At 62.5% G+C, this 11588-nt stretch carries 9 protein-coding genes; 7 read left to right on the forward strand and 2 right to left on the reverse strand.

Going from position 1 to position 11588, the window contains the following annotated elements:
* Positions 1–112: 112 nt before the first annotated feature.
* Together DGI_RS05815 and DGI_RS05820 are read left to right on the forward strand one after the other, a co-directional pair.
* Complete coding sequence (locus DGI_RS05815; protein ID WP_021759865.1) at positions 113–1543, forward strand: sensor histidine kinase; 1431 nt, start codon at positions 113–115, stop codon at positions 1541–1543.
* 7 nt (positions 1544–1550) lie between these two features.
* A complete protein-coding gene (locus DGI_RS05820; protein ID WP_021759866.1) occupies positions 1551–2261 on the forward strand; it encodes a DUF599 domain-containing protein in 711 nt (236 codons plus the stop codon).
* Between the two features lie 112 nt (positions 2262–2373).
* On the opposite strand, the gene DGI_RS05825 is transcribed toward DGI_RS05820, so the two are convergent.
* On the reverse strand, positions 2374–3150 hold the full coding sequence (locus DGI_RS05825) for an exodeoxyribonuclease III (protein WP_021759867.1): 777 nt from the start codon (positions 3148–3150) through the stop codon (positions 2374–2376).
* 1 nt (position 3151) lies between these two features.
* Complete coding sequence (locus DGI_RS05830; RefSeq protein WP_021759868.1) at positions 3152–5368, reverse strand: putative bifunctional diguanylate cyclase/phosphodiesterase; 2217 nt, start codon at positions 5366–5368, stop codon at positions 3152–3154.
* A gap of 320 nt (positions 5369–5688) precedes the next feature.
* Between DGI_RS05830 and DGI_RS05835 the strand changes: the two genes are divergently transcribed.
* The 5 genes from DGI_RS05835 to DGI_RS05855 all read left to right on the forward strand — a co-directional run bounded on the left by DGI_RS05835 (position 5689) and on the right by DGI_RS05855 (position 11493).
* Entirely contained in the window at positions 5689–6159 is a 471-nt protein-coding gene (locus DGI_RS05835) for a chemotaxis protein CheX (RefSeq protein ID WP_021759869.1), read from the forward strand.
* 90 nt (positions 6160–6249) lie between these two features.
* On the forward strand, positions 6250–7854 hold the full coding sequence (locus DGI_RS05840) for a response regulator (protein WP_027193213.1): 1605 nt from the start codon (positions 6250–6252) through the stop codon (positions 7852–7854).
* A 26-nt stretch (positions 7855–7880) separates the two neighbouring features.
* On the forward strand, positions 7881–8261 hold the full coding sequence (locus DGI_RS05845) for a chemotaxis response regulator CheY (RefSeq protein WP_021759871.1): 381 nt from the start codon (positions 7881–7883) through the stop codon (positions 8259–8261).
* A gap of 465 nt (positions 8262–8726) precedes the next feature.
* Positions 8727–9497 (forward strand): radical SAM protein, encoded by a 771-nt coding sequence (locus DGI_RS05850; protein ID WP_081696900.1) that lies wholly within the window; start codon positions 8727–8729, stop codon positions 9495–9497.
* The gene (locus DGI_RS05855; protein ID WP_021759874.1) at positions 9445–11493 is read left to right on the forward strand and encodes a ribonucleoside triphosphate reductase; all 2049 of its coding nucleotides are present in this window, start codon (positions 9445–9447) and stop codon (positions 11491–11493) included. Before DGI_RS05850 ends, DGI_RS05855 begins: the two co-directional genes overlap by 53 nt.
* Positions 11494–11588: the final 95 nt, after the last annotated feature.

An 11588-nucleotide genomic window follows, 5' to 3' on the forward strand; every position in this document is an offset into this window, starting at 1 on the left:
GCAGCGCACGTCATGGGAAAATCAACCGTCCGGCCGTCCGCAGCTTGCGCCCTGCTCCAGGGGCCGCTAAGGTGGACGGCAGACATCCAGACATATGGGCCAGGAGCGATGCATGACGGGACAGGAGAAGCAGCAGACACAAGAAGGCGTCGCCGGGCTGGACGTGTGCGTGACGAATGGCACGCTGTCCGCGACCGACGGACAGTGCCTGCTGGAGTCCGACGAGTCCAGGATCGTGGTGGGGCTGGTGGGGGCCGGACCGGGATTCATGTCCATCATGGAGTTGATCCACAACACGGAATACCACGACTACGTGCCGGAGATGGTCCTGGCCGGCGCGGCGGAAGTGGGAGATTCCAGCGCCAAACGCAGCTATCTGCAGCAGCTGGGCACGCCCCTGTATGACACCTGGGAAGAACTGTACGCCGCGCACCCGGACATCACCCTGATCATCGAACTGACCTGCAACGCCCTCAAAACCAAGATGTTGCGCGAGCGGCTGCCGGCGACGATCTCCCTGGTGGATCAGCCTGCGGCCATCTTTTTCTGCGGCCTGCACAACATGCTGCAGACTTCCCAGCACTGCCGCCAGCGGCTGGACCGGCAGCGGGCCTTGATGCAGACCATCATGGACGAAATGCGCGAGGACATCATGTTGCTGGACCGCGAGGCCCGCGTGGTGGACCTGAACCGCCATGCCGCTGCCCATTCCGGCCTGCCGCGGGAAGCGCTGATCGGCCGGCCGTGCTGGCTTGTGGAGCATGTGGAGCCGGGACAGCTGTTCTGTGAATCCCACAATGAGGGCTGCCCCTTCCATGCCACCCTGCGCACCGGCGAGGCGGCCGAAGCCCTGATGACCCGCGTGTCCGAACGCGGGGAACTGCGCTATTACCGGCTGTACAGCTATCCCATCCTCAGCCCGCAGGGCAATCTGGCGAACATCCTGCTCATCCGGCGGGACATCACCGAGCGCACCCGCCGCGAACGCGCCCAGCAGCAACAGGAAAAGCTGGAAATCATCGTCCAGGAGTCCAAGCGTTTGGAATCCATGCTCAAAAGCATCCTGGACTTCGCCAAGCCCTCGGGCGAGGAAACCGGCGTGGTGGACGTGGCCAAGATTGCCTACGATACCACCACCTTCATGCATCTGGGCTATGCCAGCCAGGGCTACGAGATACGATTTGAACAGCTGGAAGAAACGCCCTCGGTCAAGGGCGATGCCACGCGGCTGTCCCAGTGTCTGGTGAACTGCATCAAGAATTCGGTGGAAGCCATGCCCGGCGGCGGGCAGGTGCTGGTGCGCCTGGGCATGGACCGCGAGCAGAAGGGCGTGGTGGTGCTGGAGATTGTGGACCAGGGCCAGGGCATGAGCGACGAGGCCATCCAGAAGGCCTTCAGCCCCTTCTTCACCACCAAGGAGAGCGGGGCCGGGCTGGGTCTGGCCATGGTCAAGAAGACCGTGGAAGACTTCGGCGGCTCGGTGCACCTGCGCAGCCGCGAAGGCCACGGGCTGACCCTCTCTCTGCACCTGCTGGCGGCGTGATCCGGTCATGCATCCCATACTTGCCGCGCATCTGACGGATTTGCTTTGCCTGCTGGCCTCCGCAGGGCTGTACGGCTGCTATCACCTGTTCCTGCAGTGCCGCCTCCGGCGGGATCCCTTCTACACCATGCAGGCCTATACGGAATTGGCGCGCAAGGCCTGGGTGGCGAGCGTCATGACTGGGCAGAAGGATCTGCTGGCCATCCAGACCCTGCGTAACGCCACCATGGCGGCCACGTTCCTGGCCTCCACAGCCATCATTCTGGCTGTGGGCGTGCTCTCCATGGCCAGCCAGACCGGCAGGCTGATCCAGACCTGGCACGTGCTGACCAGCATCGACACCACGGCCCAGAGCCTCTTCGGGTTCAAGCTGCTGCTGCTGGTGGTGAATCTCTTCGGCGCATTCTTCAGCTTCTCCATGTCCGTGCGCTTGTACAACCATCTGGGATTTCTCATCAACACCCCAAGCGACGAGGCCGGCCGCTGCCAGTCCATGGAGTTTGTCGCCCTGGAGCTCAACCGCGCGGCCCGGCACTTCCACAAGGGCTTGCGCGCCTACTACTTCATGATGCCGCTGTTGTTCTGGCTGTACGGCTCGGCCATGCTGCTGCTGGCCACGGCCGGGATGATTGCGGTGATGTTCTGGCTGGACAGAACCCCCCGCGTGCGCCGGGAGGCACGGCCACGGCAGGCGGACGGGGAGAGGAACCACTCCTGAAAAAGATCTGTGCGAGAGGGGAAACCTGTTGCAACAGGTTCTCCCCTCTCGCGCTCNGAACCTTTCTCCAGAAAGGTTGTCCCCCGACAGTTCTTTTCAAAAACAACGTGCGCTAGGTCAGGGGCAGGGACAGTTCCAGGCCGATGGGGCAGTGGTCCGAGCCCATGACCTGGGGCTCGATCCAGGCGTCCGCGATGGCGTCCGTCAGTTCGGCGGAGACGTAGCAATAATCGATGCGCCAGCCCACGTTGCGGGGACGGGCATTGGCCCGGAAGCTCCACCAGGTGTAGTGGTCCTTTTCGCCGGGGTGCAGATGGCGGAAGGTGTCCACATAGCCGGCGGCCTCGAAGCGGTCCATCCAGATTCGTTCCATGGGCAGAAAGCCTGAGGTCTTCTCGTTTTCCTTGGGCCGGGCGATGTCGAGCTCGGTGTGGGCGGTGTTGAAGTCGCCGCAGACCACCACGGGCTTGCCGCGGCGCAGGGCCTGGGCATGCTCCAGAAAGGCATCGTAGAAGGCCATCTTGTAGGCCAGACGTTCTTCGTTCATCTGCCCGTTGGGGAAATAGATGTTGAGCAGATGAAAGGCCGGGAACTCCAGGTTGATGCAGCGGCCCTCGCCATGGAAGCGTTCGTCGGCCAGATCCAGGGTGCAGGCCAGGGGCGGGGTTTTGGCAAAGCAGGCCACGCCGGAATAGCCTTTCTTTTTGGTGGCCCAGTGCCAGGCGCTCCACCAGCCGTCGGGCTGGCGTTCGGCCGGGCCCAGCTGGTCCGGATGGGCCTTGGTTTCCTGCAGGCAGACCACGTCCGCCTGCGCTGCGGCAAACCAGTCCCCGAAGCCTTTGCCCCAGGCGGCGCGGATGCCGTTGACGTTCCAGCAGGCCAGGCGCATGCTATTCCAGGGGGGTATCCAGGTCGAATTGTTTGAGGAACAGCCCGCCGGCGTGCAGGGCTTCCAGGGCCATGGGCCGGGCGTAGTAGTAGCCCTGGGCGTATTCGCAGCCCAGGTCGCGCAGGAGCTGGGCCTGCTCGAAGGTTTCCACGCCTTCGGCCACCACTTTCATGTCCAGGCTGTGGGCCAGGGCCACGATGGTGCGGGCGATCTCCATGTTTTCGCTGCCGTGGCTCATGCGGCTGACGAAGGAGCGGTCGATCTTGAGCATGTCCACGGGGAAGCGTTGCAGGTAGGAGAGGGAGGAGTAGCCGGTGCCGAAGTCGTCGATGGAGATCTGCACGTCCAGGGCCTTGAGGCGTTGCAGCAGGGCCACGGCGGTCTGGGCATTCTCCATGACTACGCTTTCCGTGAGCTCCAGCTTGAGGCACTGGGGCGGGAAGCCGGTGTCGTCCAGCACACGCTTGACCTGATCGAAGATGTCTTCCTGACCGAACTGCTTGCCCGAGAGGTTCACGGAAAGCATCAGGCACAGGGGCTCGCCGCGCTGGGCGCAGATATCCTGAGTCACGCGGCTCATGGCGGCGCAGGCTTCCTGCAGCACCCATTGGCCGATGGGCACGATGAGGCCTGATTCCTCGGCAACAGGGATGAATTCTCCGGGGCTGACCATGCCGCGTTCGGGATGGTTCCAGCGGATGAGGGCCTCCACCCCGCGGACGTTGCCCGACTTGAGGGACACAATGGGCTGGTAATGCAGTACGAATTCCCGGTTGCGGATGGCCAGGCGCAAATCCGTCACCAGCTGCATGAGCTGGCGGGCCTTGAAGTGCATTTCCTGGTCGAACACTTCGTAGCGGGCCTTGCCGCGCAGCTTGGCCCGGTGCAGGGCGGTGTCTGCATCGCGCAGCACGTCTTCGGGCTTGTCGTAGGTGATGTGGCTGCCGGCAATGCCGATGCTGGCGGTGGTCACAAGTTCCTGGCCGGAGAGGGCAAAGGGGATGCGCACCGTGCCCAGCAGGTGATCGGCAATGCGGGCGGCTTCGTCAAAGTGATGCAAGCCCGCAAGCAGGATGGCGAATTCATCGCCGCCCAGGCGCGCCAGCAGGGAGGCGCCGGTGTGCATGATTTCCAGCGCCCCGGTGAGCCGGGCGGCCAGGGCCACCAGCAGATCGTCCCCGGTGCCATGGCCCAGGCTTTCGTTGATCATGTTGAAGCGGTCCAGATCCAGCAGCAGCACGCAGAATTTGTGCTTGGGCTCCTGCTGAACCTGCCGGATCTCCTTGCCCAACTGATCCAGCAGCAGGGTACGGTTGGGCAGGCCGGTGAGCGTGTCGTGCAGGGCATGGTACAGCACCTGTTCTTCGGCGCGCTTGCGGTCCGTGATGTCCAGCATCGAGATGACGCTGTCTTTGGTGTTGGGGATCATGGCCACGGCCAGGGCCACGTTGCGCACCTCGCCGTCGGCGCGCAGCAGCCGGAACTCGTAGCGCCCGGGCGCAGCGGCAGGATCGCTGCGGCGGCGGTGGTGGTTGGCCGTCACCCAGGAGACGTCCTCGGGATGGACGATGCGGAAGCAGGAAAAGTTGTTGGCGAGTTCCCGGCGGCTGTAGCCGGTGATGGCCAGAAATTCGTTGTTGAACACCTTGACCACGCCGTCGTGCTGCAACACGGCCAGGGCGGTGCCTGTGCTCTCGAACAGGGTGCGGTAGAGCAGTTCGGACTGTTCCAGGGACTGCCGGGTCTGGTCCAGCTGCTCGGAACGCTCCTGGACCTCGCCTTCCAGCATGCTGGCGTACGCCCGCAGCTGGCGCTCCTGGCGGCGCAGGGTGAGCTGCGTGGTCACGCGGGCCAGCAGCTCGCGGGAGTCGAAGGGCTTGGAGACGTAATCCACCCCGCCCACCTCGAAGCCACGGGTCTTGACCTCCACATCGCTCAGGGCGGACAGAAAAATGACGGGGATATCCCGCGTGACGGGATCGTCCTTGAGCAGCTTGCAAGTTTCCAGCCCGTCCAGGCCCGGCATCATGATGTCGAGCAGGATGAGATCCGGGCCGGTCTTTGCCACCTCCAGCGCCGCGCGGCCGCTGTCAGCATCCACCACGAGATAGCCTCGTTTGCGCAGATGCGTGCCCAACAATTTAAGGTTGATGGGTTCATCATCCACGATGAGGATGGTGTGCTGCGTGTTGTCGCTATCCCTGGGGTGGGCCTGCATGGTGTGTCGCAGTATCTCAGGTTCGCTGAGGTTGGGGCAGCAAGGGGGAAATCCCGCTTGCGTGAACTCTCGGTTCTGTATGCGAAAGAGGGGCTGCCGTCGTCAAGAACAAAATTGTGTGCGCTGCATGGAGATGATTGCAGCGCCCTGTGTCATCTTGCCCTGTCCGGCGAGGCTGGACAGCGCTCCAACAACTCGGTATGGATAAGCCCACGATGGAAGAAGCTCGCGCTGCGAAGGGCATCTGGCGCAGACGGGCGAAGCATGCGGGCCGCCAGCCGACACCAACACAGGCCAACAGGGACAAGGAGCCGTGAGTCATGACCCAGCCAAGCGGGGTGGAAATCGCTAAGCCGTTTGTCAAGGCGACAATCAACGTGTTTTCCACCATGGCCAGGATTGAGCCGAAGCCCGGCAAGCCATTTGTGAAAAAGGACCGCACCGCCCAGGGGGACGTTTCCGCCATCGTCGGCTTTACCGGCGCCAAAAACGGCAGCATCTCGGTCTCGTTCAGCAAAAAATGCGCCGTGGCCGTGGTCAAGGCCATGCTTGGCGATGACGTGCAGGACATCGTGCAGGATGCCAAGGACGCCGTGGGCGAGGTGACCAACATGATTTCCGGGCAGGCCCGGGCCTCCCTGGCCGAAATGGGGCTGTTGTTCCAGGGATCCACCCCCTCGGTGATCATGGGGGACAACCACACCATTACGCACATCACCTCCCAGCCGGTTGTCTGCATCCCGTTCGAAACCGACCATGGCCCGTTTTTTGTGGAATTTGTGTTCGAATAGCCTGCGATACGCGCAGTCCCAGGGTTCTTCTGCATGGCACGTCTTGATGACATACGTTGTCTCAGCTTTGCTGAGCAAATGCGGTTGCTTATGGAGGCACAGGCCCATCTCGACGAAGAAGACCTGCCTGCCTTGCTGGGATTGGCGGTGACGCCCCTGGGCGACGCTGCCGTGGATTCCATGGCCCGGGGCGTGCTCAGGGCCTTGTTGCTGGCGCACCCCCGCTGCCTGGCTCGCGCCCTGGAGCATGACAGTCCCCAGGTGCAGCGCGCTGCCGTGCATGCTGCGGCCTCCCTCAATGCCGCCGCGTCCGGTGCACAGGATGCCTTGGAAAGTCTGGTGGCCCTGGCCCGGGACGCCCGGCAGGCCGAGGCGCAGTCCGAATTGCTGTTGGAAGCCCTGACCGCCCTGGCCCAGCTGAACCTGGACATGCTGCGCCAGGCTGACGCCCTGGCCGTGTTCCGCACGTACCTTGCGCATCCGGACACACTCATCTCCGGCGTGTGCCTGAGCATGATCGGCGCACTCCAGGATTGCCAGAGCCTGCCCGCGCTGCGCGAACTCCTGGACCGTTTTGCTGTCGCCGGCAAGGGCTGCTCGGACCTCATGTGCGAAGCCCCGCTGTGGAACGCCATGGACGCCCTGAGCGATCTGGCCGTGGCCCAGTGCCCTGGCGCCCTGGAAGAGCTGGCCCGGCACATGCGCCATCCCAACGCCACAACCAGACGTCAGGTGCACGATGCCCTGGCATCCCATGGGGAAAAGGCCCTGCCGCTGCTCGTCAAGGCGCTGCGGTCTGCCGATCCGGACATGACCATCATGGCCGCCAACCTCCTGGGTCGCATCGCCCACAAGCGCGGGGTGGACGCCATCCTGGACGGGCTGGAGAGCGGCCATCTGGCCACGCCCAACCAGCGCTTTGCCGCCTATGAGGCCCTGGGCCGCATCCCGTCCCTGACGGGCAAAATGTATTTGCTGACCGCCTGGGAATCCGAATCCGACCCCGCCGGGTGCATTGCCCTGGTGCAGGCCCTGGAATCCCAGTTCGTTCCGGCCATGGGCGAGCGTCTGGTGGGTCCGGTTCTTAGTGCCGATCCCGCCCGGCAGGCGCACATGGTGTGTGCGCTGGCCACGGCCTCGGCGCCGCCCCTGCTGCATGCCATGCATGGCGTGGCGGCACTGCGCGAGAAGATAGTGGACCACCTGCTGCAGGAAGGCGACCCCGAAGCCATTGCCCGGCATCGCGCCTGCCTGGAATCCCTTGGAGAACTGGCCGCCGCGCAGCGGCTGGCCGCCCGGCAGGACGAGCCGCCTGCCGCAGGCAGGCACACCCGGCTGCTGGCCATCGACGATTCCGCCGCCATGCGCAGTTTTTACCAGGGAGCTGGCCCGGGGCTGGACATGGAAGTGCTCGTTGCCGAGCACGGCCAGCACGGCCTGAGCCTGCTGAACGCCGGCGCCCACGTCCACTGCGTGGTGGTGGACATGAACATGCCGGTGATGGACGGCATTACGTTTGTCCGCCATTTGCGGTCCCGATCCGTCTTTCGAGAACTGCCGGTGATCATGGCGACCACGGAATCCACTGCGGAACAACGTGAACAGGCAGTGCAGGCCGGCGTGGATGAGTTCCTGAAAAAACCCTTTACAATGCATGCATTGCAGTCCACAATTGCAAGGCTGCTGCACACTTAAAGTCTAGAGAGCAGGGAGAGAGCAAAATGCCAGCCGATACCAAGTTGCGCATCCTTGTTGTGGACGATTTCTCCACCATGCGCCGCATCATCAAAAACATTCTGCGGCAACTGGGCTTCAACAACATCGAAGAAGCCGACGACGGAGCCAACGCCTGGGAAATGCTCAACAAGGGCGGGGTTGATTTCATCATTTCGGACTGGAACATGCCCAATATGACCGGCATTGAGCTGCTGCGCAAGGTCCGCGCCAGCGAGGAATTCCAGGACCTGCCCTTCCTTATGGTCACTGCGGAAGCACAGCAGGAAAACGTCATTGAAGCTGTGCAGGCCAAGGTGTCCAACTACATCGTCAAGCCGTTCACAGCAGAGACCCTGAAGCAAAAGATCGATAAAATTTTCGAATAGCTGACGCAGGGCCTTGCCCGGGCTGAAGCGAAAGCGACCGCGTGTTCGCCAAGGACGGCCAGGAGCCTGGCCGTCCTTTTTCGTGTCTGGTCTGTAGTACCGGGCTTTTCCCCAGGCAGACCATGTGCCCGGGCACTGTATCGTGCCGGTTGCGCACTCTTTCGACATTTCCATGCGGTGATTTTCCGCGTTTTCAACACAAAATTCACAGTTGTTCATAACTTGTGCATCAGTATCCCCGCGTGCAGTGTGGGCTGTGTTTTTATGTATCTATTTGAAACAAAAAAGATTATTCCGGAAATAAAAAAATTGTGCTGGCGTTGCCCATAGATATCAAATCACCCTGTTCTTTTTCACGGCGGCTGGCTGTACATTGCCTTGAAGTAAAAGTAGAGTCTTTCTCACCCGCATTTCGGTATTTTTCTAAACTAACTCTTGAATCTATCTAAAAGGTCGAAGGCCGGCATGCACGTCGTCGCAGCCTCTCCCCGTTGCGCGCCCGGGGGGCGTTTTGTCCGTGGCGCCTGTCCCCCCGACTCTCCGGGGTGGGCGCAGCTCAAGGGGCTGGAGCGCCTGAGCTTTTGCGACTGGCCCGGTCGCAATGTGTGTGTGTTGTTTTTCGGCGGCTGCAATCTGGCCTGCCCCACCTGTCACAACGGCCGCATTGCCTGGGCGCCGGACTCCGTGCCCTCCTTGCCCCGGGCCGAGGTGTTGGGCTTTCTCAAGGCCCGCGCCAGCTGGCTGGACGGGGTGGTGGTTACCGGAGGCGAAGCCGCCTGCGTGCCACAGCTGGCTGAGGTGCTGGAGGAAATCGCCGCGTTCGATCTGCCCGTGAAGCTGGACACCAATGGCATGTTGCCAGACGTGGTGGAGCGCTTATTGGATCGGGAGCTGGTGGCTGCCGTGGCCGTGGATGTGAAGGGGCCCTGGCGGCTGTATCCGGCCCTGACCGGTCTGACTGGTCTTCCTGGCCTGCCGGGCCTGGCTGGCGGCAGTGCAGACCCCGACACCGCGGCCAGGAATCTTGGGCGCATGTTCGCCATGGCCGCGCACCGGCCCGGGGCGTTTCAGTTCCGGTGCACCACCGTGCCGCTGTTGACCCCTGAGGATATTGAAGAGACCCGCCAGCAGCTGCCGGCCGGGTTCGAGCTGACGTTGCAACCGTACAAGGAGCCGAGGAAGTATGCCCGCACAGATCCGCAAGCGAGACGGCTGTCTGGAAACGTGGTCGCCTGACCGCATCGCCATTGCAATTCTCAAAGCGCTGAACGCCAGCGGGGTCAAGGATCCCCTGTTGTCCAAGCGTTTGGCCCGCAAGGTGGAAGCCAAGCTGGAGGAGTGCGAGGTCGCCGAGCAGGAGCTGGTGCAGGATACCGTGGAGCAGGTGCTCATGGAGAGCCGGCTTTTCCACGTGGCGAAAAAATATATTCTGTATCGTGAAAAGCGCCGCGAATTGCGCGAGCACAAGGCCGCCTATCTGGATGTGGCCGAAACCATCGACACCTACCTGGACAAGGCCGACTGGCGCGTGAACGAAAACGCCAACATGAGCCACAGTTTCCAGGGGCTCATGCTGCACTTGTCCGGCACCATCCAGGCCCGGTATTCCCTGGAAAAATACCCCGGGGAAGTGCGCGAAGCCCACAACCACGGCTATTTCCACATCCACGATCTTTCCTTCGGCCTGGCCGGCTACTGCGCCGGCTGGAGCCTGCGCGATGTGCTGCTGGAAGGCTTCAACCTGGATGGCCGTTCCTCGGCGGGCCCGGCCAAGCATTTCGATTCCATCCTTGGGCAGATGGTGAACTTCCTTGGCACGTTGCAGAATGAATGGGCCGGCGCCCAGGCCTTCAACAACGTGGATACCTATCTCGCCCCCTTTGTGCGCCACGATGGCCTGAACTACACCCAGGTGAAGCAGGCCATGCAGAAGTTCGTGTTCAATCTGAACACCACCTCACGCTGGGGCGGGCAGTCGCCCTTTACCAATCTGTCCTTCGATCTCGTGCCGCCCTCGCACATCGCCCGGGAAGGGGCCATCATCGGCGGCAAAATCACGGACACTCCTTACGGCGACTACCGCGCGGAAATGGACATGATCAACCGCGCGTTCCTGGAGGTGATGAACGAGGGCGACTTCCACGGCCGCATCTTCTCCTTCCCCATCCCCACGTACAACGTCACCAAGGACTTTCCCTGGGAAAGCGACCTGGGCGAGATGCTCCTGCAGCTCACGGCCAAGTACGGCGCGCCGTACTTCCAGAACTTCATCTCCTCGGACCTCAACCCCGAAGACGTGCGCTCCATGTGCTGCCGGCTGCAGATGGACCTGCGCGAGCTGCGCAAGAAAACCGGCGGCCTTTTTGGCGCGGGCGACCTCACCGGCTCCATCGGCGTGGTGACGCTGAACCTGCCCAAGCTGGCCTACCTGGCCCAGGGCGAGGAAGATTTCCTGGATCTGCTCACGGAATACGCCGGCCTGGCCCGTGATGCCCTGGAATTCAAGCGCAAGCTCATCCAGGACAACCTGGACAAGGGCCTCTTCCCCTGGACGCGGCGCTACCTGAAAAACGGCTACGCCGGGCACTTCTCCACCATCGGCCTGGTGGGCGGGCACGAGGCCTGCATGAACCTGCTGGGCAAAGGCATCGAAACCGATGCCGGCATCCGCCTCATGCAGCGGGTCCTCAACCACCTGCGCGAACTCACGTCCGGCTATCAGGAAGAAACAGGCAGCCTGTACAACCTGGAAGCCACCCCCGCCGAAGGCACCAGCTACCGTCTGGCCAAGATCGACAAGGGGCTGTACTCGGAAATCCAGGCCTCGGGCAATGGCACCCCGTATTACACCAACTCCACGGCCCTGCCCGTGGGGCTGACGCAGGACGTGCTCTTCGCCCTGGAGCACCAGAACAAGCTGCAGCCGCTGTACACCGGCGGCACCGTGTTCCATACCTTCCTGGGCGAGGCCGTGGCAGACACCAAGGCCCTGCAGCGGTTCATCGTCAAGGCCTTCACGGACACCAAGCTGCCGTACCTGTCCATCACGCCCACGTTCTCGGTGTGCAAGGAACACGGCTACATTCGCGGCGAGCACCACGAGTGCCCCGTGTGCGGCGAGGATGCGGAAGTCTTTACCCGCATCGTGGGCTACTACCGCCCCGTGAGCCAGTGGAACAAGGGCAAGAAGGCGGAATACAAGGACCGGATGCTGTACGACGAATTCTGCTAACGCAACGTATTTTTGAAAAGAATTCGCGGGGGAAGAACCTTTCTGAAGAAAGGTTCTTCCCCCGCTCACTTTTCCAAAATTAAAATGCTCTAGCC

This window comes from Megalodesulfovibrio gigas DSM 1382 = ATCC 19364 (assembly GCF_000468495.1).
Taxonomy (GTDB): Bacteria; Desulfobacterota; Desulfovibrionia; order Desulfovibrionales; family Desulfovibrionaceae; genus Megalodesulfovibrio; species Megalodesulfovibrio gigas.

Excerpts from the sequence above, each read along its gene's own strand:
- DGI_RS05845 (WP_021759871.1), top strand. The coding sequence starts at position 7,881 with ATGCCAGCCGATACCAAGTTGCGCATCCTTGTTGTGGACGATTTCTCC.
- DGI_RS05835 (WP_021759869.1), top strand. The coding sequence starts at position 5,689 with ATGACCCAGCCAAGCGGGGTGGAAATCGCTAAGCCGTTTGTCAAGGCG.
- DGI_RS05850 (WP_081696900.1), top strand. The coding sequence starts at position 8,727 with ATGCACGTCGTCGCAGCCTCTCCCCGTTGCGCGCCCGGGGGGCGTTTT.
- DGI_RS05820 (WP_021759866.1), top strand. The coding sequence starts at position 1,551 with ATGCATCCCATACTTGCCGCGCATCTGACGGATTTGCTTTGCCTGCTG.
- DGI_RS05815 (WP_021759865.1), top strand. The coding sequence starts at position 113 with ATGACGGGACAGGAGAAGCAGCAGACACAAGAAGGCGTCGCCGGGCTG.
- DGI_RS05840 (WP_027193213.1), top strand. The coding sequence starts at position 6,250 with ATGGAGGCACAGGCCCATCTCGACGAAGAAGACCTGCCTGCCTTGCTG.
- DGI_RS05855 (WP_021759874.1), top strand. The coding sequence starts at position 9,445 with ATGCCCGCACAGATCCGCAAGCGAGACGGCTGTCTGGAAACGTGGTCG.
- DGI_RS05830 (WP_021759868.1), bottom strand. The coding sequence starts at position 5,368 with ATGCAGGCCCACCCCAGGGATAGCGACAACACGCAGCACACCATCCTC.
- DGI_RS05825 (WP_021759867.1), bottom strand. The coding sequence starts at position 3,150 with ATGCGCCTGGCCTGCTGGAACGTCAACGGCATCCGCGCCGCCTGGGGC.